Origin of the sequence: Nonlabens sp. Asnod3-A02, from assembly GCF_045063755.1 — a bacterium.
Classification (GTDB): Bacteria; Bacteroidota; Bacteroidia; order Flavobacteriales; family Flavobacteriaceae; genus Nonlabens; species Nonlabens xylanidelens.
This window is the reverse complement of the sequence record NZ_JBEFOC010000006.1, coordinates 103,253-126,289: the sequence shown is the minus strand read 5'-3', so window position 1 is coordinate 126,289 and position 23,037 is coordinate 103,253. Positions and strand designations below refer to the sequence as shown.

General features: G+C 35.7%; 22 protein-coding genes and 3 tRNA genes. 12 read left to right on the top strand and 13 right to left on the bottom strand.

From position 1 onward, the window contains the following. Positions 1–360: 360 nt before the first annotated feature. Both ACJJVN_RS01680 and ACJJVN_RS01675 read right to left on the bottom strand, forming a co-directional pair. Positions 361–443: transfer RNA gene (locus ACJJVN_RS01680), tRNA-Leu, on the bottom strand. A gap of 51 nt (positions 444–494) precedes the next feature. Next, a tRNA-Lys gene (locus ACJJVN_RS01675) sits at positions 495–567 on the bottom strand. Between the two features lie 103 nt (positions 568–670). Here ACJJVN_RS01675 and ACJJVN_RS01670 point away from each other — a divergent pair. Continuing rightward, the gene (locus tag ACJJVN_RS01670) at positions 671–1,198 is read left to right on the top strand and encodes a shikimate kinase (RefSeq protein ID WP_405376938.1); all 528 of its coding nucleotides are present in this window, start codon (positions 671–673) and stop codon (positions 1,196–1,198) included. On the opposite strand, the gene ACJJVN_RS01665 is transcribed toward ACJJVN_RS01670, so the two are convergent. Genes ACJJVN_RS01665 through ACJJVN_RS01655 form a run of 3 tightly spaced genes read right to left on the bottom strand, consistent with a single transcriptional unit; the run spans position 1,190 to position 2,639 of the window. Next, positions 1,190–1,687, bottom strand: coding sequence for a phosphoribosyltransferase family protein (locus ACJJVN_RS01665; protein WP_405371090.1), 498 nt, complete (start codon positions 1,685–1,687; stop codon positions 1,190–1,192). The two genes, ACJJVN_RS01670 and ACJJVN_RS01665, sit on opposite strands and share 9 nt — an antisense overlap. Then, complete coding sequence (locus ACJJVN_RS01660) at positions 1,684–2,265, bottom strand: SAM-dependent methyltransferase (RefSeq protein ID WP_405376937.1); 582 nt, start codon at positions 2,263–2,265, stop codon at positions 1,684–1,686. The genes ACJJVN_RS01665 and ACJJVN_RS01660 overlap by 4 nt, the downstream gene beginning before the upstream one ends. Next, positions 2,262–2,639 (bottom strand): RNA-binding S4 domain-containing protein, encoded by a 378-nt coding sequence (locus ACJJVN_RS01655; RefSeq protein WP_104516707.1) that lies wholly within the window; start codon positions 2,637–2,639, stop codon positions 2,262–2,264. The genes ACJJVN_RS01660 and ACJJVN_RS01655 overlap by 4 nt, the downstream gene beginning before the upstream one ends. 81 nt (positions 2,640–2,720) lie before the next feature. Here ACJJVN_RS01655 and ACJJVN_RS01650 point away from each other — a divergent pair, with 81 nt between their 5' ends. Beyond that, positions 2,721–3,896: a peptidylprolyl isomerase gene (locus ACJJVN_RS01650; protein ID WP_405376936.1), complete on the top strand. Its 1,176-nt coding sequence runs from the start codon at positions 2,721–2,723 to the stop codon at positions 3,894–3,896. 169 nt (positions 3,897–4,065) lie between these two features. Continuing rightward, positions 4,066–4,704, top strand: coding sequence for a hypothetical protein (locus ACJJVN_RS01645; protein WP_405376935.1), 639 nt, complete (start codon positions 4,066–4,068; stop codon positions 4,702–4,704). A 69-nt stretch (positions 4,705–4,773) separates the two neighbouring features. Here ACJJVN_RS01645 and ACJJVN_RS01640 read toward each other — a convergent pair whose 3' ends face one another. Together ACJJVN_RS01640 and ACJJVN_RS01635 are read right to left on the bottom strand one after the other, a co-directional pair. After that, positions 4,774–5,727, bottom strand: a complete 954-nt coding sequence (locus ACJJVN_RS01640; RefSeq protein ID WP_405376934.1) for a transketolase family protein — start codon at positions 5,725–5,727, stop codon at positions 4,774–4,776. A gap of 33 nt (positions 5,728–5,760) precedes the next feature. Continuing rightward, positions 5,761–6,606 (bottom strand): transketolase, encoded by an 846-nt coding sequence (locus tag ACJJVN_RS01635; RefSeq protein ID WP_405376933.1) that lies wholly within the window; start codon positions 6,604–6,606, stop codon positions 5,761–5,763. A 247-nt stretch (positions 6,607–6,853) separates the two neighbouring features. Between ACJJVN_RS01635 and tgt the strand changes: the two genes are divergently transcribed. From tgt to ACJJVN_RS01600, 7 genes are all read left to right on the top strand, one after another. Beyond that, positions 6,854–7,984: a tRNA guanosine(34) transglycosylase Tgt gene (gene tgt / locus ACJJVN_RS01630; protein ID WP_104516702.1), complete on the top strand. Its 1,131-nt coding sequence runs from the start codon at positions 6,854–6,856 to the stop codon at positions 7,982–7,984. Continuing rightward, on the top strand, positions 7,984–9,054 hold the full coding sequence (locus tag ACJJVN_RS01625; protein WP_405376932.1) for an LptF/LptG family permease: 1,071 nt from the start codon (positions 7,984–7,986) through the stop codon (positions 9,052–9,054). Before tgt ends, ACJJVN_RS01625 begins: the two co-directional genes overlap by 1 nt. Beyond that, positions 9,041–9,940, top strand: coding sequence for a DMT family transporter (locus ACJJVN_RS01620; RefSeq protein ID WP_405376931.1), 900 nt, complete (start codon positions 9,041–9,043; stop codon positions 9,938–9,940). The genes ACJJVN_RS01625 and ACJJVN_RS01620 overlap by 14 nt, the downstream gene beginning before the upstream one ends. Positions 9,941–10,255: 315 nt before the next feature. After that, positions 10,256–11,209 carry an acetyl-CoA carboxylase carboxyltransferase subunit alpha gene (locus tag ACJJVN_RS01615; protein WP_104516699.1) on the top strand — a complete coding sequence of 318 codons (954 nt, stop codon included), beginning with the start codon at positions 10,256–10,258 and terminating at the stop codon, positions 11,207–11,209. A gap of 286 nt (positions 11,210–11,495) precedes the next feature. Next, entirely contained in the window at positions 11,496–13,037 is a 1,542-nt protein-coding gene (gene dnaB / locus ACJJVN_RS01610; protein WP_104516698.1) for a replicative DNA helicase, read from the top strand. Positions 13,038–13,170: 133 nt separating this feature from the next. Beyond that, positions 13,171–14,433 (top strand): asparagine synthetase B, encoded by a 1,263-nt coding sequence (locus tag ACJJVN_RS01605; protein ID WP_405376930.1) that lies wholly within the window; start codon positions 13,171–13,173, stop codon positions 14,431–14,433. 37 nt (positions 14,434–14,470) lie between these two features. Beyond that, positions 14,471–15,322: a DUF2971 domain-containing protein gene (locus ACJJVN_RS01600; protein ID WP_405376929.1), complete on the top strand. Its 852-nt coding sequence runs from the start codon at positions 14,471–14,473 to the stop codon at positions 15,320–15,322. 99 nt (positions 15,323–15,421) lie between these two features. On the opposite strand, the gene mqo is transcribed toward ACJJVN_RS01600, so the two are convergent. From mqo to ACJJVN_RS01580, 4 genes are all read right to left on the bottom strand, one after another. Further along, complete coding sequence (gene mqo / locus ACJJVN_RS01595) at positions 15,422–16,906, bottom strand: malate dehydrogenase (quinone) (RefSeq protein ID WP_405376928.1); 1,485 nt, start codon at positions 16,904–16,906, stop codon at positions 15,422–15,424. Positions 16,907–17,070: 164 nt separating this feature from the next. Beyond that, positions 17,071–17,155 (bottom strand) — tRNA-Ser (locus ACJJVN_RS01590). A gap of 214 nt (positions 17,156–17,369) precedes the next feature. Beyond that, positions 17,370–18,029: a vancomycin high temperature exclusion protein gene (locus ACJJVN_RS01585; RefSeq protein ID WP_104516694.1), complete on the bottom strand. Its 660-nt coding sequence runs from the start codon at positions 18,027–18,029 to the stop codon at positions 17,370–17,372. A 1-nt stretch (position 18,030) separates the two neighbouring features. Continuing rightward, on the bottom strand, positions 18,031–18,417 hold the full coding sequence (locus ACJJVN_RS01580) for an acyl-CoA thioesterase (RefSeq protein WP_104516693.1): 387 nt from the start codon (positions 18,415–18,417) through the stop codon (positions 18,031–18,033). Positions 18,418–18,564: 147 nt separating this feature from the next. Between ACJJVN_RS01580 and ACJJVN_RS01575 the strand changes: the two genes are divergently transcribed. Both ACJJVN_RS01575 and ACJJVN_RS01570 read left to right on the top strand, forming a co-directional pair. Then, positions 18,565–19,191, top strand: coding sequence for an NAD(P)H-dependent oxidoreductase (locus ACJJVN_RS01575; RefSeq protein ID WP_405376927.1), 627 nt, complete (start codon positions 18,565–18,567; stop codon positions 19,189–19,191). 64 nt (positions 19,192–19,255) lie between these two features. Beyond that, complete coding sequence (locus ACJJVN_RS01570) at positions 19,256–19,750, top strand: thioredoxin family protein (protein WP_104516691.1); 495 nt, start codon at positions 19,256–19,258, stop codon at positions 19,748–19,750. A 110-nt stretch (positions 19,751–19,860) separates the two neighbouring features. Here the strand turns inward: ACJJVN_RS01570 and ACJJVN_RS01565 are convergent, their stop codons facing one another. Continuing rightward, positions 19,861–20,664, bottom strand: a complete 804-nt coding sequence (locus tag ACJJVN_RS01565) for a DUF4249 domain-containing protein (RefSeq protein WP_405376926.1) — start codon at positions 20,662–20,664, stop codon at positions 19,861–19,863. A 4-nt stretch (positions 20,665–20,668) separates the two neighbouring features. After that, positions 20,669–23,032, bottom strand: coding sequence for a TonB-dependent receptor (locus ACJJVN_RS01560; protein WP_405376925.1), 2,364 nt, complete (start codon positions 23,030–23,032; stop codon positions 20,669–20,671). Positions 23,033–23,037 lie beyond the last annotated feature (5 nt).

Below are 23,037 nucleotides of genomic sequence, written 5' to 3'. Positions count from 1 at the left end.
TTACTAACAGGGTGATGGTAAACCGGATTCTTGCAAGTATTTCTTTATCTATGATTCTCTATTTTACCTAGCAAAAATCAAGTACCGATTTCATTTAAAAGCAATCAATTATTAAATAGATGATAGTATAAAGCAGGTTGATCTATTGGTAGGAATGAGTATTTATGTATGCAGAGCGTTTAAGGTGTTTTAACCGCTTAATTAACATATGTTACGTTATTAACTTTATAAAATCACAAAGTGTCTCTATGGTTCTTAAAATAGATATGGAATGCGACAGGGGCTTATGTAAAAATGATTAAGAAAAGGTATTAAAATTCAAAAGCTAGATAACATAAATATTATCTAGCTTTTGTGTTGTACCTGGAATGGGACTTGAACCCACACGTACAAAGTACACACGGCCCTCAACCGTGCCTGTCTACCAATTTCAGCACCCAGGTAAATAAAAAAAGTCCTTAATAAATTAAGGACTTTCTCGTTAACAATTGTTGTGATCTGGCTGGGGCTCGAACCCAGGACCCTCTCCTTAAAAGGGAGATGCTCTGCCAACTGAGCTACCAGATCTTCGTGTTAGCGGCTGCAAATATACCGCTTTTTATTTCTTCCAACCTAATTTTTTTTAGATTATTTTTAAAAAATCTTATTTTTAATTAGAAAAATATAAAAAATGGCGTTTAAAATAATCTTATTAGGATATATGGGGTCGGGCAAATCTACTGTAGGTCAGTATCTTGCAAGCGATATCTCTTTTGATTTCTTAGATTTAGATTTTGAAATAGAAAAAGAAGAAAAAATTAAAGTTTCTGAAATTTTTCAGACGAAAGGTGCAATTTACTTCAGAAAGAAGGAAAAAGAAGTTTTAGAAAAATTAATGAGTTTAGATAAAAACATGGTTTTATCATTAGGTGGTGGTACACCATGTTATTTTGATTCTATGAATTTTCTAAATAATCTAGAAGATGTAAAGACGGTTTATTTAGATATTCCTATACCTATATTATCTGATAGGTTGATGAAAGAGAAAGACCAAAGACCTCTTCTACAGAATGTGAATTCTGAAGAAGAGATGTTAGAATTTATAGGAAAGCATTTATTTGAACGTAGACCATTTTATAATCAGGCCAGTTTAAAAATAAAAGTAGATGAAGAAACTGCAAGTGAAGTTGCACAGCAAATAGCGACTAGTTTATTCTAGCATCACACTAAAAGGCTTCTTTTCTAACTGTACCTCTATATGTTCTTCTATAGTAGTAGAAAGAGAAAGGCCTTTAAAGTCTGCTTTTACTGGGTATTTCTTGTGGTTTCTATTTACTAATACAGCTGTTTTTAAACGATCTAGTGGTACATTTAAGAAGTGCTTTACCGCATATATTAAGGTAGTACCACTATTCAGGACGTCATCACAAATAATTACACCTTTGTTCTCGTAGTCACTAGTAGGTATACTGGTTTGAATAGCTGCAAGTGGGTTGGTCTTATCTATGGTTACTTTGCACAAAACAATTTCTGTGTCTATTATTTTAGATAGAGCCTTTTTAAGCTCTTTTGCAAATGTATAACCGCCGCCCACTATTCCTGCTAGTATGATGCGGTCGTGGTTTAAATATACTTCGGCTATTTGATAAGCAATTCTTCTTATTTTATGTTGTACCTGATTATGGTCTAGAATTTCATTTTTAATCATTTCTTTTTCATATTTATTAGGAGTTCCTTTCCTTTTCTAGAATCTTCAGATGTCTGGCATCTATTCATTTCAATGATATCAAATTTTTTCTCAAACAACTTGATATATTCTTCTTTATTTCCTGTGTATGGCGGTTCCGTTCTTTGAGAGTCAAAATCAAATAGAACACCTTTTACATGACCATTCTCATTTAATAGATCATGACATTTTTCTATATAGCTTTCGCGAAAGCGAGTTTCCAAAGCACAAAAGAACGTTTGTTCTAATATTAGATCATACTTCCCAGTGTGTTGAAAGAAATCATCTTGCACCGTTTTAAGGTTATCATTAAGTAAAAACTTCTTTTTAAGCGACTCTAAAGGCTGGCTAGCAATATCGAGTACGGTAACATTTTTAAAACCTGATTCTATTAAATAAATCGCTTCATAAGAATTGCCAGCTCCAGGAATTAGTATTTTACTGTTCTTGTCACGCAAATTATCTATAATATGGGTAAGCGGTAAAGATGGATGGCCTAGATCCCAACCGGTAGAGTTGTTCTTATATCTGTTTTCCCAATAAATTTTACTGTGTTTCATTCTTCTTCCTCTTGGTTCAAGACATTAGTAAGATCTCTACGATCTTTTTTAGTAGGTCGTCCTTCTCCTTTAATCCTGTAGTAATCCTGATTTAAGGCTATAAGTTTCTTTGCATCAAAATTTTCTTGAGGCGTACGATCTAGTCTATATAGGCTAACAATCTTGTTACCCACACGGCCGTCTGGTAGATCTAGTACTTCTACCTTATATTCTATTTGATCTTTACGCAATTGAATAATGTCGCCAGGATATACATCTCTAGCAGGTTTTACAATAGAGTCATTTACTCTAATACGACCTTTTTTTGCGGCATCTGTCGCTTTACTTCTGGTCTTATAGTATCGTACACTCCATAAATATTTGTCTACTCGCATAAGAAGCTTTGTTATTAAACGTTATCACATCACTACAAAAATAGTTGAAAATACTATCTTTGATCGCTTTAAAAAATGATGATGAAAAAAATTAAGTATTTATTATCCTTTCTTGCAATAGGAATGGTGTTGGTCTCTTGTGGGTCTGATGATGATAACGATGTTGTAATAAGAGATAGGAATGAGGTGTATACAGAAGATCTTGCAGAATTGCAGGAGTATTTAAATACTCATTTTTATAACTATGAAGAATTTGCAACTAACCCTGCAGGTGCAGATTTTAATATAGTATTTGACACTATAGCAGATGTAAATGCTGGTAAAACGCCACTTGCAAGCCAGGTTAACTCTAGGGTTTTAACTAGAGATGGTATAGATTATACTTACTTTACATTAAACGTACGTCAGGGTGGTGGTGCTTTGAGTCCTACGTTTGCAGACAGTACGCTGGTTTCTTATGAAGGGTTGTTATTGGATAACAGTGTGTTTGATGGGTCTACTAATTCTATATGGTTTGATTTACCTGGAGCAAGTGTCTTTGGTGGTGTGGTAGATGGATTTGCTGCTGGTGTGTCAGAATTGAATGAGGCAACTGCCATAACAGCAAATGCTGATGGTACTTTTTCTTTTACAGACTCTGGAGTAGGAGCAGTTTTTATGCCTTCTGGATTGGCTTATTTTAGTACATCTCTTACAGGTATACCTGCTTATTCTCCTATTATTTTTACTTACCAATTAAGAAAAGTTAATTTGTCTGATCATGATGGTGATGGTATTCTTTCAAGATTTGAAGACCTGGATGGTGATTTAGATTTACAATCTCCTGACGATAGAGATAATACTGATGAAGATTTAATAGGTGGTTTTAACTATCTAGATGCAGATGATGATGGAGATGGAGTGCCTACTATCTTTGAGAACCCAGATCCTAATGGTGATGGTGATCCTAGCGATGCTGAAGATCTTGATGGCGATGGAATACCTGGTTATTTAGACTCTAATGAGGTAAATATCGATATAGATGGTGATGGTATCCAAAATAGATTTGAAGGTCCAGATCCTAATGGTAATGGTAATCCTAGCGATGCACAAGATACAGATGGAGACGGTATCCCAGATTATCTAGATGATGACGATGATGGTGATGGAATACCTACAGCTTTAGAAAATGCAGATCCTAATGGTAATGGAAATCCAGATGACGCTTTAGATTCTGATGGTGATGGTATCCCTGATTATCTAGATGCAGATTCATAGATAATACTTCTCATAAAAGACTTTATAAAAAGGAGCTTCATTCTACATGAAGCTCCTTTTTTTATTTCAATTCAGTTGTGATTATCGCAAATAATATTTCTTTAGGTTTGATTTATTGCAAATTTAAATGTGATTATCGCTATAAGTTTGAATTATAAAATTACAACTTATGAAAGCATTTCTTATTACTACGATAGCTATACTAGCTGCATGTTCCTTATCTGCTCAAGATTATTATGACTATGATGAGGTTGATGCTCTCGAATCTTCTTTAGAAAACTCATTTTTGAAAATAGGTGTAGGTTATTGGTTGCCCAATGGAGAGTTATCTCAATTTATTGATAATTCACCTCTGTTTGAATTGGCTTACGTTGTGCCAGATTTAAAAAGAAATAGATCTTTTGAATTAGGAATACAGCTGGCTGTACCACAGCAAATAGAGTTTTTTCTAATAACAGATGGAATAGAACAATTTGAGATAGAAGCAACATCTATTATTAATGGATATATAAAGTTTAATAAGTATATCTATCAAAAATCTAATGATAAGCTAGGTTTGGGTATTGCTCTAGGGATAGCTTCTATATTTGTTGATCCGCTAGAAACTGCAGGAACGCAAGCGCTAAATTATGACAGTATCAACTCTGTATTGATAGCACCTGGTCTATCTTGGGACCATACCTTTAATGATAGTTCTATGGTGCAATTTTCTATGGACGTTCAATACACACCATTTAAGATGGAGAGAGCTGTTACTAGAGATTTAAATTCTTTTTCTATAGTTCCAAAAATAGCCTATCGTTTTTAAAATAGGCTAAATAAAAAAGAGTCTTTAATAACATATTAAAGACTCTTTTGATTTATGAGTGTAAGTAAATTACTTTCTTTTAATTACCGCTTCAGCTTTAAGAGCGATATTTTCAGCATTTAAGCCATATTTTTCTAGTAATTGTGCTGGTGTTCCGCTTTCACCGAAGGTATCGTTAGTCGCGACAAATTCTTGTGGAGTAGGATGGTTAAGAGATAAAGTTCTCGCAACACTTTCACCTAGACCGCCTAAGAAATTGTGTTCTTCAGCAGTCACTACGCAACCTGTTTTCTTAGCAGATTTGATTACAGCTTCTTCGTCCAGAGGTTTTATCGTGTGAATGTTAATTACCTCTGCACTTATTCCTTTTTCATTAAGAGCTTTTGCAGCTTCTAGCGCTTCCCAAACTAAGTGTCCAGTAGCGATAATAGTTACATCAGTTCCTTCTTGTAGTAAGACAGCTTTTCCTATTTTAAACTCTCCGTTTTCTGGAGTAAAGTTTGCTACCTTAGGACGACCGAATCTTAAATAAACAGGTCCGTGGTGGTCAGCGATAGCTAGAGTTGCCGCTTTAGTTTGATTATAATCACAAGTATTGATTACTGTCATGCCTGGTAGCATTTTCATCAATCCTATATCTTCAAGAATCTGGTGTGTTGCACCATCTTCACCTAGAGTTAATCCAGAGTGAGAAGCACATATTTTTACATTCTTGTCAGAGTAAGCGATACTTTGTCTGATCTGGTCATATACACGACCAGTAGAAAAGTTTGCAAACGTACCAGTAAAAGGTATTTTACCACCTATAGTCATACCAGCTGCCATTCCCATCATGTTAGCTTCGGCAATACCTACTTGGAAAAAACGCTCTGGATGATTATTTGCAAAAGCATTCATTTTAAGCGATCCAGTAAGGTCTGCACAAAGTGCTACTACATTTTCGTTTTTTTGTCCTAGTTCAGTAAGTCCATCTCCAAATCCGGATCTCGTGTCCTTACTTCCTGTGTTTTCGTAAATTTTCATATCTAAAATCTGCCGGGCAGATGCTCTTTTAAATTAATAGTCGCCTAAGGTTTCTGGATTCTGTCTTAATGCCTCAGCAAGTTGCTCGTCATTAGGAGCAATTCCATGCCATGCATGAGATCCCATCATAAAGTCTATTCCATTACCCATTTCAGTGTGTAATAAAATACATATAGGTTGCTTTTTACCTGTAAGAGTAAGAGCTTCTTTTATACCTGCAAGAACAGCGTCTACATCGTTACCTTTTGTAACCGTAACTACTTTCCAGCCAAAGGCTTCAAATTTACCTCTTAGATCGCCTAGAGCAAGAACTTGGTCTGTGCTACCGTCTATTTGCTGTCCATTAACGTCTATAGTAGAAATAAGATTATCTATATCGTTTGCCGCAGCATACATAGCAGCTTCCCAGATCTGACCTTCTTGTAATTCACCATCACCGTGTAAAGTAAAGACAGTTTTTGTGTCACCGTTTAATTTCTTTACAGCAGCTGCACCTATAGCAACACTCATTCCTTGACCTAAAGAGCCACTTGCTATACGTACACCAGGTAAACCTTCATGTGTAGTTGGGTGACCTTGCAATCTTGTGTTTAATTTTCTAAAAGTACTTAACTCTTCTACAGGGAAATATCCTGAGCGAGCTAATACACTATAGAAAACTGGAGATATGTGGCCGTTTGATAAGAAGAATAAGTCTTCATTAACACCATCCATGTTAAAAGATGGGTCGTGATCCATAACCTCGTTGTATAGAGTTACTAGAAATTCTGTGCAACCTAGCGATCCACCTGGGTGTCCACTACTTACGGCGTGTACTTGTCTAACGATATCGCGACGTACTTGCGTTACTAAATCTTTTAAGTGCTGTGTATCAGCCATTTTGGAGTTTTTAAATGATCCTTCAAAAATAAGACTATTGACTTATAAGATGGTTTAATATTTTGGTCAGTTATTAACGATATGATAGGTTTTGTGAACAATAGAACGTAAATATGTAAAAAGTATGCTAGTTATAAGGTAGTGAATGGGCTGGATGTTGTTCTCGCTTTCGCGAAAGCGAAACATATCAAAAACTCTTAACGCTTAATTCTTAACTCATAACTAACAAATAGTATCTTTGCCATTCATGAAATTTGATTTATTACAAAACGATCCAAAGAGTCAGGCGAGAGCTGGAGTAATCCACACTGACCATGGGAAAATTGAGACGCCTATATTCATGCCGGTAGGTACGGTAGGTACGGTTAAAGGAGTTCACCAGCGAGAGCTAGAACAAGAGATTAATCCAGATATAATTTTGGGTAATACATATCACTTGTACTTGCGCCCAGGAACTGATATTCTAGAAAAAGCTGGTGGACTGCACAAGTTTATGAATTGGGATAGACCTATTCTAACTGATTCTGGTGGTTACCAGGTGTATTCTTTAAGTTCTAATAGAAAGATAAAAGAAGAAGGTGTAAAGTTTAAGTCTCACATCGATGGTTCTTACCATACGTTTACTCCTGAGCGTGCGATGGATATACAGCGCAGTATAGGTGGAGATATTATCATGGCTTTTGATGAGTGTACACCTTACCCTTGTGATTATAATTATGCACGTCGTAGTATGCATATGACTCATAGGTGGTTGAAGAGATGTATAACTCGTTTTGACGAGACGCCAGATCTTTATGGACACAAGCAAACGCTTTTCCCTATTGTACAAGGTAGTACTTATATAGATTTAAGAAAGCAAAGTGCCGAGGCTATCGCAGCAACAGAGCAATTTGGTAACGCCATAGGTGGACTCTCTGTAGGTGAACCTGCTGAAGAAATGTATGCCATGACTGAAGTGGTTACTGCTATTTTACCTAAAGAGAAGCCACGTTACCTTATGGGTGTAGGTACGCCTATTAATCTATTAGAAAACGTAGCATTAGGTGTAGACATGTTTGATTGTGTAATGCCTACTCGTAATGGTCGTAATGGTATGATCTTTACGGCTCACGGTACTATGAATATGAAGAACAAGAAGTGGGAAGAAGATTTTTCTCCACTAGATCCTGCAAATTATGCATGGGTAGATACGGCTTATACTAAGGCTTATGTGCGTCATCTATTTACGGTTAATGAAATGCTAGGTAGACAAATTTGTACCATACACAATCTTTCTTTCTATTTATGGTTAATGAGAGAGGCGCGCAAGCATATTCTTGCTGGAGATTTCTCTACGTGGAAGGATAAAATGGTAAAACAATTAGATAACAGACTCTAGTGTTAAGTATATTAGATAAATACATATTAAAAAGGTACTTAGGTGCATTCTTGCTCTTACTGGCATTGTTTTTACCTATTATGGTAACAGTGCATATTGCAGAAAAGGTGGGGAAAATCATAAGTAAGGATGTTCCTGCTGGTGAGGTTTTTGTGTATCTGTTAGATTTTACTGTGTATTTTTCTAATTTCTTATTTCCTTTATTCCTCTTTATTTCTACCATGTTTTTTACATCAAAACTTGCGATGAATACAGAGATAATTGCCTTTTTAAGTTCTGGTGTTTCGTTTAATAGATTTTTACGTCCTTATATAATAGGTGCGAGTATAGTCTGTGTGGGTGCGTTGATTTTTAGTGCTGTATTTGTACCGGACTCTGCCGCAGGGTTTAATGAGTTTCAGTACAAATACTTTAAACGTGGAGGTGATAAAAAAACGACCAATGTTTTTAGGCAAATAAATGATAACGATTACATTTATGTAAGTAATTACCAGTCTTCTAGTCAGACAGGTTTTGATTTTACACTGGAACATTTTGAAGAAAATGAGTTGAAGTATAAAATCTATGCCAACCGTATAAAGTTTAAGGACAGTATGTATACCTTGAGTGGTTACAAGAAAAGAATCATTCTTGAAAATGGAGAGAAAATAGAACGTGAGCAGAAAAAAGACACGCTCTTTGATTTTGACATTGCAGAACTCACACCATCAGAATATATAGCGGAAACCTACCAGTATGCAAAGCTCAATGAATTTATAGAGTTAGAAGAAAAGCGTGGTAATGCAAATATGAATATTTACTATGTAGAGAAGTACAAGCGTACCTCGATACCGGTAAGTGCTTTTATTTTTACCATAATAGCAGTCGCAGTGTCATCTGTTAAAAAGCGTGGTGGTATGGGAATTAATCTTGCTATAGGTATAGTGATAGCGATGACTTATGTTTTTCTCGATAAGGTATTCGGTACCATTGCAGAGAAAAGTACCTTTGATCCATGGATAGCCGTATGGTTTCCTAATATATTCTTTGCCATAGTGGCACTTTTCCTGATAAGAAATGCGAGACGATAAACTACTCAATTACCTTCACTTACATCTTATAGTATTTATTTGGGGTTTTACCGCAGTATTAGGTGCATTAATAAGTATCGACTCTATACCGCTAGTATGGTGGCGCATGAGTATTGCAGTAGCACTCATATTTATCTATATGAAATGGAAAAAAATTCCATTACAGTTAATAGGTAAAGGAGCTTTACCGCGCAAACGTATTCTAGGTTTCTTATTAGCAGGCGTGGTAATAGCATTGCACTGGGTTACTTTCTTTGGTGCAATAAAAGAATCTAACGTTTCTGTAACACTGGCTATGCTGAGTATGGGAGCGTTTTTCACAGCGTTGCTAGAACCTATATTTACTTCTAAGAAATTTGTGTGGTACGAGCTTATTTTTGGAGCAGTGATAATAGGTGCACTATATTATATTTTCCAGATAGAGACGGAGTATGTAACAGGTATGATATTAGGGTTAATAAGTGCTTTTTTGAGTGCTGTATTTTCTATTATGAATGTAAAATGGGCAAAGGATCATCCGCCATCGTTGATATCATTTTATGAATTGTCTAGCGGTGTGGTATTGCTTTCTACCTTTTTTATATTCTTGCCAGTAGATTTTGTACTACCTACAGCACTTACTCAAATGGACTGGTTGTGGTTAGGTATTCTAGCTTCAGTTTGTACTGCTTATGCTTTTATAGCAAGTGTAAAAGTGATGAAGGTGTTGAGTGCTTATACGGTTATGTTAACCACAAATTTAGAACCGGTTTATGGGATTTTTCTAGCCTATCTTATTCTAGGAGATTCTGAAGAAATGACACCACAATTCTATATAGGTGCCTTAGTTATTCTAGCGGTAATCATAAGTAATGGAATATTGAAAACACGACTGGCTAAGAAATAGAGGTTGTTTCCTATTTAATGACATAGGCAGGCAGTACTCTTTTATAGTAGGAGACTTTACGTCTTTAGTGAATATTGAGCTTTATTATTCATCTAGGGTCATTCCGTTTTAAGTAAAGAATTCATTGCTATTTTATATCGTTTTGAAAAGTTGTTGTTTTGAAGTTCAAATATCTTTAAATCAGTTTTTTAGTGTGTTATTTTAAAGTGTAGAAGTCATGATTGTTTTAGAATTAGGTATAGTTTCAAAATCAATTAGACGTATACTTCAACTCATATCACTATATTTGTTGACCCAAAATATGAATTCCCTAATATGGAGTATTTAGAATTTGAATTACCGATTAAAGAGCTGGAAGAAAAGCTTCAGCAAACACTAGCGATAGGACAGGAAAGTGATGTAGATGTTAGTGCAACCATTAAACAAATAGAGAAAAAGCTTAAAGCAACTCGCAAAGATATATATGCTAACCTTACGGCATGGCAACGTGTACAAATGTCACGTCATCCTAGCCGTCCATACACCTTAGATTACATAAAAGCTATATGTGGTGATACCTGGTTAGAACTACACGGTGATCGCAATGTTAAAGATGACAAAGCGATGATAGGTGGTCTAGGTAAAATAGGCGAGCAAAGTTTCATGTTTATAGGTCAGCAAAAAGGTTTTAACACAAAGACACGTCAGTACCGCAACTTCGGTATGGCAAATCCAGAAGGTTACCGCAAGGCACTTAGATTAATGAAAAGTGCCGAAAAATTTGGTGTGCCTGTCGTAGCATTAGTGGACACTCCAGGAGCTTATCCAGGTCTAGAAGCTGAAGAGCGCGGTCAAGGTGAGGCTATTGCTAGAAATATTCTTGAAATGACACGCCTTAAAGTACCTATTATCGTTATGATTATAGGTGAAGGTGCAAGTGGTGGAGCACTAGGTATAGGTGTAGGAGATAAAGTAGTCATGTTAGAAAATACATGGTACTCTGTAATCTCACCAGAATCTTGTTCTTCTATTTTATGGAGAAGCTGGGAATACAAAGAAAAAGCTGCCGATGCTCTTAAACTGACATCAACTGATATGAAAAAGTTGAAGCTAGTAGATGAGATCTTACGCGAGCCACAAGGAGGAGCGCATAAAGATAGAGAGACTATATTTAAATCTGTTGCAGATTGTATTCTTAGACAGTACGACGACCTTAAAGATCTAGATTCAAAAGAACTAGTAGATAGTCGTATGGATAAATATGCAAACATGGGTGTTTATAAAGGATAATCCTTCCTTTTACAAAACCATATTATATCATAAAGCTACAAAGTTATATCTATAATTTTGTAGCTTTTTTAACCGCTTGTTTTTAATTTTAAAGTTAAAAGACTTATCAACTTAACAAGCGTATTATAAATCAATAATTATTTTTTGGTAGTAGTGAAGTTTACTAGCTTTCAAAAAACAATCGTGGTTATCAACATGTTATCAACGTGTTTTATGGTGCGATTGTTGACTACCTTATCATAACCCTATTCTAATAAACCTTATTTAAAACCTACTTTTGAGTTCTATGGAAAAAGTTCAAGCACGCGCTAATAATGTATCAGGAAACACCTCTGTTGTCACCCTAGAGAAAGGTAAAATACCGCCTCAGGCAGTTGATTTAGAGAAGGTTGTGATAGGAGCGTTGATGATTGATGGTAAAGGAGTAGATGAGGTTATCGACCTGCTTTCTCCAGATGTTTTTTATCAAAAAAGCCATCAATTTATCTTTGAAGCCATTGATCTACTCTTTAAAGAAGGAAAACCAGTCGACTTATTAACCGTTAGTGCTCAATTGCGTAAAATTGAAAAACTAGAGGCTGCTGGTGGTGACCACTATCTTGTACAGTTATCTCAATTAGTAAGTTCTACAGCGCACATTGAATTCCACGCAAGAATTATTCTTCAAAAATTCATACAACGTAGTCTTATTAAGATCTCTACAGAGATTATTAACGAGTCTTATGAAGAGTCTACAGACGTATTTGATTTACTTGATAAAGCAGAATCAAAACTATACGAGGTTACCCAAGGTAACATAAGAAAAAGTACAGAAACTGCCATGGACTTAGTACGTCAGGCAAAAGAACGTATTGAAGAAATTGCAAATCGTGATGGTCTATCTGGTATACCTACCGGTTTTACAGATCTAGATAGATTAACGAGTGGATGGCAGCCGTCCGATTTAATTATTATCGCTGCACGTCCAGGTATGGGTAAAACAGCTTTTACACTAAGTATGGCTCGTAATGTGGCTGTAGGTAGTAATATACCGGTGGCATTTTTCTCTCTGGAGATGAGTTCGGTACAGTTAATTACACGTTTAATATCTTCAGAAACTGGACTGAGTTCTGAAAAGCTTAGAACAGGAAAGTTAGAAGCGCATGAGTGGGAACAGTTAAACGTAAAAGTAAAAGATTTAGAACGTGCTCCTATTTTTATTGATGACACACCATCGCTTTCTATCTTTGACCTGCGTGCAAAATGTAGAAGACTTGCCTCTCAATATGGTATCAAGTTAATCATGATTGATTACCTGCAGTTAATGACCGCGCAAACAGGTGCCAAAGGTGGTAACCGTGAACAAGAAATTTCAACTATCTCGCGTAACCTTAAAGCACTAGCTAAGGAACTTTCTGTACCAGTAATAGCACTATCACAGCTGTCTCGTGCGGTAGAATCTCGTGGTGGGTCTAAACGTCCACTACTATCTGACCTGCGTGAATCTGGTGCGATCGAGCAAGATGCAGATATTGTATCCTTTATCTATAGACCAGAATATTATGGCCTAGAAGAATGGGATGACGATGACCGCAGTCCGACTAAGGATCAAGGTGAATTTATAGTAGCAAAACACCGTAACGGTGCGACGGACTCTATACGTTTAAAGTTCTTAGGTCAGTTCGGTAAGTTTGATAACCTCGATCAGTTTTTTGGAGCTCCAGAAGAATTTGGTTCTAAAATGAATGCCGCAAACGACGACACATTTAAACCAGACGCATTTGACTCTCCTAAGGCTGCAAGTCCAGGAGATGCATTTGACATCCCTAACGACGACATGCCTTTCTAGTTCTAAGACTTGGTTTAATTATTGCTTTACATCTCGTTTTCAATTCTTATATTAGTGGACTGCTTTTATAATTTAGGAATTAGTGGGTTATAATTCCGCTTTCGCGAAAGCGAGATCAACATAATTATCAAGAATGTTTAAAAGATATTTTTTACTGTTATTACTATGTGCAAGTGGGCTATTTGCACAGGCACAATATTTATTTATCCCAATGGATGCAGACACACAGTCGGACCATTTAAAGGCCTATGGGATTTCTTATTGGGTACTTTCTAAAGGGACCAAAGTAAAGTGGTTGCTCAACTATCGTGGTGGTTCTTTTCTAGTGCCTAACGTGCAAGAGATTAAAAACGAGCTGATAGTGAGAGGTGTGAGCTATGAAGAGATGTCTGAGGCAGAGGTTAGCTCTATCCTAGAACTAGTCGCTAGTCCATCGCAAAATATGCAAGAAGTCTTGCTAGAAAAAGCACCTAAAATAGCTGTTTATACGCCTAGCGGTAAATTGCCATGGGACGATGCGGTCACCATGGTTCTTACCTATGCAGAGATACCGTATACAAAGGTATATGATGAAAAAGTACTGTCAGACGAGCTATTGTTATACGACTGGTTGCACCTACATCATGAAGATTTTACTGGTCAGTATGGTAAGTTTTACCGCAATTATAGAGCAGCACCATGGTATATAGAAGAAAAGAAAAAGGCTGAAGAACTAGCTCAAAAATTAGGTTACAATAAAGTAAGTGAAGAAAAGCGAGATGTAGCTCTTAAAATTAGAGATTACGTAGTAGGTGGTGGTTTTATGTTTGCGATGTGTAGTGCAACAGACAGTTTTGACATAGCGCTAGGTGCTGAAGGTGTCGATATTGCAGAGCCTATGTTTGATGGCGATGCAAGTGAGGCCGGTTATCAAAATAAGATAGACTATTCTAAGACGTTTGCCTTTACCGATTATAAACTAGAGCGTTCTCCTATGGTGTATGAATTTAGCTCTATAGACATGACTACAAAGCGTGATATTAAAAGAGAGTTGGATTACTTTTCTTTAATGGATTTTAGCGCAAAATGGGATCCTATTCCTACCATGTTAAATCAAAATCACACCAGTCTAGTTAAAGGTTTTATGGGACAGACCACTAGTTTTTACAGACCTGAAGTAAAGAAAAATGTGCTCGTTCTAGGAGAAAATAGAGCCAACAAAGAAGCAAAATACATACATGGAATACGCGGTAAAGGATTCTTTACCTTTTACGGTGGTCACGATCCAGAAGATTACCAGCATAGAGTAGGAGACCCACCTACAGAATTGAGTTTGCACCCTAATAGTCCTGGATATCGCTTGATTTTAAACAACGTATTGTTCCCTGCCGCTAGAAAGAAGAAGCAAAAGACTTGATAATAATTTTTATTACTGTTTATTTAAATTTAATTTGATGCGAGAGGAAACTGTTTATCATTATACCACATTAGAAACATTATTCCATATAATTAATCAATCAACTGTAAACTCTTTAACTCTAAGAGCAACACATGTTGATTTTTTAAATGACTTTACAGAACATACTATTGCAGTTGGATTATTGAAGAAAGAATTAATATCTTACGATAATACTCTGTCCAATGATTCGAAGAATTTTTCAAAAACCCTCAATGATAAGAGGATGAGTTTTTTTAGAAATGAAGAAATTGATGAATTGTATCCGCATATTATATCTTTTTCGGAATGTGGTGATAGTTTGCCTATGTGGAATACTTACGCAGATAAGTCTAAAGGCATAGCTTTGGGATTTGATAAAAGTCTATTAGCAGAATTGAATGAGGATTATCGCTTAGAAAAATGTGAGTATGACTCTTCACGATATGAAGAATATTTAAAACAAAATATACAGAAGCTTCATGAATCTACAGAAGTTGATTCTTATAGTATAGGTTTTACTCAAGATTTTGATTCTAGCATACTTCAGGATCATTTTAAATACCTCCCAATATTAAAAGATAAAGGTTATGCATATGAAAAAGAATGCAGATTAATTATTCCTAATAAGATTAGTGAGTTATCAAGTTTAAAATTTCAGGTTACTGATAGTATTTATAAGCCTTATAAAGAGATTGAATTTCCTTTTGAGTGTTTAACTGAAATTATTTTGGGGCCTTGTTTAAGTTTGGAAAAAATGAAAACTTCTTTAAATTTAATTTTAAATCAAAAAGGCAAGAAACTAAGTCTTAATAAAAAAAATGGAAAGATTTTATTAAAACAAAGTGAGATTCCTTATCGTAATGTTTAATAGTCTGAGTCATTCGTATTTTTAAATGCGAGTTATAGAAAAAAAGGAAAGCTAGTTACAGCTTTCCTTTTTTATTATTAAATCAAGATAGGTAAGAATCTATACTATTGATTTGTCTAGTTCTAGTAGTTGCTGTGCTTTTACTAGTTCTTGATGGAACAATTCTTCAGTAACATCTGTTTTATAAAACGGAATCATTTGTTGTAGTTTTTCTAAGCATTTTGGGTCTTCTGCTATTTCTGGGAAAGCTTTTTCTAGAACATCTAGCATTATTTTTACCGATGTAGATGCTCCTGGAGAGGCGCCTAGTAAGCAAGTGATGCTGCCGTCCTTACTTGATATTACTTCTGTACCAAATTGTAGCTGTCCGCCTTTATAATCGTCTTTCTTAATTATTTGAACGCGCTGTCCGGCAACTTTATATTCCCAGTCCTCATTTTTTGCATTTTTATAGAATTTTCTCAAATCATCCATACGGTCATCAAAAGACATGGATACTTGATGGATCAGGTATTGGGTAAGAGGTAGGTTGTCCCAAAAGGTATCTAGCATAGGTTTGATATTACCTGTTTTAATAGATTTAAACAGATCTAGATAAGAACCTTTCTTTAAAAACTTAGGACTAAAACCAGCAAATGGACCGAATAGCAACTCGCGTTTTCCATTCACATACCTAGTGTCTAGATGCGGTGTACTCATAGGTGGATCGTTAGGTCCTGCCTTAGAATATACTTTACCTAGGTGCTGTTTAATAATTTCTTCATTCTTACAGACTAGCCATGCACCACTTACTGGAAAACCACCATAACCTTCTTTCTCATCTATTTCTACTTTTTGAAGTAGCAATAAACTACCGCCACCAGCGCCTATAAATACATGATGAGCACATAAATGTCTCTCGTTACCAGTAATGGTATTCTTTGTAATGACATCCCATTCTATATTATCATCAGGATCTACATCTTGTACCTCTTCATTGCAACTAACAGTAATGCCATATTCGTTTTCTAAAATGTCAAATAAATGTCTAGTCAGCGCTCCAAAGTTCATCTCTGCACCACGATCTATACGTGATCCAGCCATAATATCGCTACCATCTCTATCTTCCATAATTAACGGAAACCACTCTTTCATCTTTTCAATGGAGGTACTATATTCTATGGTGTTAAACATAAAGTGTTCCTTCATTTTTTCATATCGGTGCTCTAGATATTCTACGTTATCCTTACCGTGAACCCAGCTGTTATGTGGTACAGGATTGATAAAAGATTGAGGGTCTTTGATAAGATTTTGATCTACTAGAAAACTCCAGAATTGCTTAGACATCTCAAATTGTGTACAAATATCCACCGCTTTTTTAATGTCTACCGTTCCGTTTTTTTCGGGACAGTAATTAAGCTCACATAGTGCACTATGTCCTGTACCGGCATTATTCCATGCGGCGCTACTTTCTAGGGCTACGTCATCTAGACGTTCTAGAATTAATATGTTATGATCTGGTTTTAATATTTTGGTAATTAAAGCTAGTGTAGCAGTCATTATTCCTGCGCCTACACATATAAGGTCGTAATCTTTATTTTTCATTCCTGTAGAAATTGTTGTTCTAAAGATAGATAATAAGTAGGTGGTTTTACCTTAATGAGTAGATGGATGTTTGTCTCGCTTTTGCAAAAGCGGAATGTCTAATTAAATTGTAAATAGATAGAAAATAAAAAACCCTGATAATCAAAAGATTATCAGGGTTGCAGCGGAGAAGGAGGGATTCGAACCCCCGGAGGTGTGACCCTCGCTGGTTTTCAAGACCAGTGCATTCGACCACTCTGCCACTTCTCCAGTCTATTAAAACAAAAAAAAAGCTTTTTGTTTTAGCGGTTGCAAATATATAATTAAACTTTTAAAAATCGGCTATTTTTGAAATAAAATAAAGGTTTTAATTTTAATTTATTATTAATGGGTTGATAGTTAAAAGGTTGTAACCAGGTGATTTGTTTAAATAAATACGATAGATTCTTCACTCACCTAATTATAAGGGGAAAAAACGTGAAATTTAATTTTTATCGTGTGATAAGCTGCTTTCTCCTGTAATAGGGATCACCTTGCCTGTGTACGTAGGTGATTTATCTATATTAAGTTCCATCCATGCTTTTATGTTAGCAAGCCATTCTCTTCTTGCAAAATGACTGTTGCCAGGGTATTCACGATTATCTGCAACATAACCTTGAACATCTAACCCCATTTTTTTTGCGATGTAAACAGCACGTGGTAAATGAAATTCTTGTGTGAATATGATAGCGTTGTCGACTTTAAAAACATCGCGTGCTCTAAACATGGTGTCGTAGGTGTCAAAACCTGCATGATCTAAGAAGATATCCTCGTCTGGTACGCCTTTATCATTTAGATAATTTTTCATGGCATTTACTTCGTCATAGTTTTTCTCACCATGATCACCACTGAGTAGAAATTTCTTAAACTTTTTATTTTCATAGGCTAGTAGTGCCGCATCTACACGATCTTGTAAAATAGGAGAAAGTGTCTTGTCTGGTTTTACACTAGCCCCTAGAACGATACCGGTATAAGCCGTTTTTAACTCGCTAACATGAGTTGTGATAACGTCTCTAGAGGTACGTTTTACATGTAATTGTAAAATAAGTATACCAGCGAGACCTATTATAATACCGAATACTAGTATGTTTAAGAGTCTGCGCATATTATAGGATGGAGGTAGGGTTTTTATTATCGTCTATTGCGACAAATGTAAAAGTACCTGTTACTACCTTTTCTCTAGAGTAGCTGTACATGTCTTCCATATAAATGCTGGTTTCTACCACACAACTCGTGTTACCTACTTTAGATATTTTCCCTACCAGCTCAATAATGCTACCTTGAGGAATAGGTTTTTTAAAATCTATTTTATCAGTACTAATAGTCACTACCTTTTTTCTAGAAAACCTCGTAGCGCATATAAAAGAAACTTCGTCCATGAGATGCAACGCGGTACCACCAAAAAGGGTATCGTAATGATTTGTTGTATTAGGAAAAACGGCTTTAAAAATACTTGTTTCTGATTCTTTAATACGTGTATCGATGTCTTGCATTGAAATAAGTTATTGGAAAGCTAATAAAAGATCTTTTCCGTAGGTTATTTTTACGTTTAAATAAGGAAGATGTTTGATGTAGATTCCGCTTTCGCGAAAGCGAAACTAACATCCATCTCTCGATCACAAATATAACGCATCATACATATGGATAGTATAGAAAGTTTACAATGGAGGTATGCAACAAAGAAATTTGATGCTGATAAAAAGTTATCGTCTGCACAGTTAGATGTACTAGCGCAGGCATTTAACTTAACAGCAACTTCTTATGGTTTGCAACCTTGTAAGTTAGTTATCGTTACAGACCAAAAGGTAAAAGACCAAATGGTGGCACATTCTTATGGCCAGTTGCAGGTTAAGGGCGCTAGCGCGGTACTTGTGATATGCATTACAGAGGTAGATGAACCGTTTATCGATTCTTATTTTAAGCTGGTTAAAAAAGTACGCAACACTCCAGACGAGATTTTAAATCCTTTTAAGGAGTTTTTAATAGATAGTTTTTCAAATAAAAATACATTAGAAATTGAGCAATGGGCAAGGAGTCAGGCTTATCTTATTTTAGGTAATCTACTTACAGTTTGTGCCCATGAACAGATAGATTCCTGTCCTATGGAGGGTTTTGTGCCAGAGAAAATGGATGAGCTTTTGAACCTAAAAAGTAAAGGATTAAAAAGTGTGTTATTGCTTCCTGTGGGACATCGCTCTACTGACGATTTTATGGCTCAACTTAAAAAAGTGCGCAAGCCGCAACAAGAAATGATTTCATACGTTTAGAAAGTGGCAAGATAATTGTCTGTTATCTACTATTAATTTACCTTTGAATTGAAAATTTAAACAAATGAGACTACTTTTTATTCTTCCGTTTTTACTTTTTTCCATGGCCGTTAGTGCGCAAGACGAGGCTTCTAACGATGTTCAAGTTGCTAATAGTGAAGAAGTGACTTATGATTTACAATGGTTAACTAGTCTAGACGAAGCTAAGAAAGAGGCTAGAAAAACTAAAAAACCTATCTTGGTTTATTTTACAGGTAGTGACTGGTGTACACCATGTGTTAAACTAGAAAAATACTTTTTTCACACCGATAAGTTTGTAGAAGAATCTGCAAAATATCATATCGTGTATTTAGATAATCCTTATCGCGATGATATCATTTCAGAGAATGAGAAAAAGACCAATAAAAAACTCTCAGATAAATATAAAGTAAAGTATCCAACTATAATCGCTCTAGATTATAGAGGTTCAGAACGCAATCGAGTAGAACGTTTTAGTGGTAATGACCCTCGCTATCACTGGCGTTTTATGGATGAGAATAAATCTATTTTCAGATTATAAGTTGTCAATTATAACATGAGACTAAATAATAAAAAGAGTGACTTTTAATAAGTCACTCTTTTTTTGTTTAGAATTATGTGCCTTATGTAATATGCGAGTAACTTAGTTATTTATTGAATGGTGTATTCTACTTCAAAAACTTCGGATATTCTAAAATATCCAAATGGGTAACGATCTGAATCTGTAGAATTAATAATATTACCTCTGACTACTGCAGGTTGAGTAGCAAATGGACTGCCGCTATCTCCGGCCTGTTGTAATAATACCTCATAAAAATTAAAGCATCTCTGGTCTATTCCCATTATTTTTATAGTTGCAACTGTACCTGGTACAGCATCTTCTACAAAGAATATGGTATCAGCATTATTACCGTCTATAAATTCATCATCACCTATATCTACCTGGTCATTATCTATGTCGTCATACTTAAATAGATAAAAGTCGCCTAGTCCTGCAGGATCATCAAAGGATGCCGTTATTTGTAAAAACTCGTCATCAAAACCGTCAAAAGATTCTTGCTCTACACCTGTAAAAGTAGAAGTGCGCTCTAGTTGCTCACTGCTGGTATAGGTGTCTCCTTGGTCCACAATGGTTAGTGTGTAGATGTTGCTATCCTGCAGGTTTATAGTGTTATTAGTATAGATGCCTTGATTACCTGTGGTTGTGAAATTGTGTACTGTACCGTTATCTTCAGTTATAAAAACGGTAGCGTCAGTAACGCTAGGATTTTCTTCTATATAAAAGCCTGCCGTGCGAGTTAATTCTACAATAGAACTAGTGGTGCCGTCTTCCTGTAGTTCTAGTCTAGCATCTATAACTAGTCTAGGGTCTGAATTATTAAGATCTAATTCTACCACATCAGAGCAGGATATGAGAAAAAGTAGAGCGATAATTATGTAAGGTGACTTTTTCATTTTCTTAAAATTTAAAATTATAAGTGACGGCTGGTACGACACCAAAAATGGATAATCGTGTAGCTTCATTTCTATCAGTATCTTCATTTTCGGCAAATGAGATGCTTACTGCATTGCGTCTATTATAGGCATTGTATAAACTGAAAACCCAGCTCGATTGCCATCCTTTTTTCTTATTAGGTTGAGGTGTGTAAGTTGCCGAAAAATCCAGTCTATGAATGATAGGCAGTCTACTACTATTTCTAGACTCAAATGTGGGAACAAATAAACCGTTAAACTCATACTGTCCATTAGGATAGGTGACTGGCTGTCCTGTTTGTAAAGTGAAATTTGCGCCAAGGTCCCATTTTTTATTCAGGTCGTAATTTGCTGTTATGGTAAGATCATGGGTTTTATCCCACGCAGCATTATACCATTCACCATTATTAATGCCTGGTTCTACGGCTGTTCTTCCCGGAGTGCGCTGTTCACTTTTTGAGAGTGTGTAGGCTATCCAGCCTTGTAATTTCCCTTCGTTTTTTCTGAATAAAAATTCTAGACCATACGCTCTGGCTTCGCCTTCTAATAGTATTTGTTCTACAGCATCGTTTGCAATAAGATCTGCACCGTCTATATAATCCAGTCTATTTTTTACTGTTTTGTAAAAAACCTCTGTTTCAATAGAATAATCACCTATGTTTTTAAAAAAACCTGCAGCTACTTGATTTCCTTTTTGTGGTTTAATAAATGTACCACTAGGTGCATATAAGTCAAATGGGGTAGGTGCATTAGTATTAGAGATTAAATGTATGTATTGATTAATACGCTGGTAACTGGCTTTAATACTCGTGTCGTCATCTATAGAATAGGCTATAGAAAATCTAGGTTCTAGATTAATAAAGGATTCTAGTGTCTCACTGCGACTGCTGGAAAAAGTATCTACGGCATCTTCACTTTCATAGATTTCTAACTCTTCATTATAAGAAAGTGCTTCATTATTTTCATAAATATTAAGGCTTTCCTGCCCTAATCTATTAAAACTGCTTATTCTTAAACCTGCATTGATATTAATTTTATCGCTTAGGGTAAACTCGCCGTCTGCATAGATGCCGTTTTCCCACGCATATTTTTTAACGAGTTGTCTTTCATTGATGCCACTGGTAGAGCTGGTAGGTTTAATTTTTCCTGGGTCAAATTCATAGTAAATGGTGTTGATTCCATATCTCATTTTCACCTTATCATTTACAAAATGGGTGAGGTCATACTTTGCATTAAGATTAGAAATACCGCTGTCAAAGGTGAATTCAACAAAGTCTAATTCTAATCCATAATTGTAATCGCTGTAAATAAGCGATGCGTTAGAAAACCACTTATCATTAAAAAGGTGGTTCCATCTCAGGTTTACAAAACTATTACCAAAAGTGTTACTGAAAAGATTATCTACATTAAAAACATCACGACCAAAATAACTGGACATATACAAACGGTTACTATCGTCCAGATTAAAACTAGCCTTAGCGTTTAAATCATAGAAATAAGCGACATTATCCACGTCGAATAGTGGTAAGAATAAATGAGCATAACTACTGCGACCGCCTATTAAAAAAGATGCTTTTTCTTTAATAATAGGACCTTCTAATAGCAATCTACTTGCCACTAGTCCTATACCACCAGTACCGCTCAGTTTATTTTTATTTCCATCACGTTGATAGATGTCCAGCACGCTAGAAACTCGACCACCATATCTAGCCGGTATACCACCTTTATACAGTTTAAGATCTTTAATAGCGTCTGGGTTAAATACAGAGAAGAAACCAAATAAATGATCACTTCCATAAAGAGTAGCCTCATCAAGTAGAACCAGATTTTGGTCGGCAGCGCCACCTCGTACATTAAAACCACTTGCGCCCTCGCCAGCATTAGTAACACCAGGTAATAAAGTAAGAGACTTTATTAAGTCCGTCTCTCCTAGTACGACAGGTATTTTTTTTATAGTTTCTATAGAAAGAGCATTCACACTCATTTGAGGTGATTTTGTGCTTAATTTTTCTACATCGTTAGTCAGTATAATCGCATCTAATTCTTCTCCTTGTTCTTTAAGAGAGATGTTTAATTTGAGATTTTCTTCTAGTAAAACCCTACGTTCTATCGTAGCATAACCTATACTGGTAAATTGAATGTTGTAGGTTCCTACAGGCAGTGTGATAGAGTAGTAACCATATTCATTTGTTATCGTACCTGTTTGTAAATCTGTGATAATAACATTTACGTTAAGCATGGTTTCCCCAGATGCTTCTTCGGTAATAGTTCCTGATAGAGTTGCTTTTTGTGAGTGCGCTTTCGCGAAAGCGAGAACACTAAAAACACTTAATAATATAAACTTTTTCAATGGCT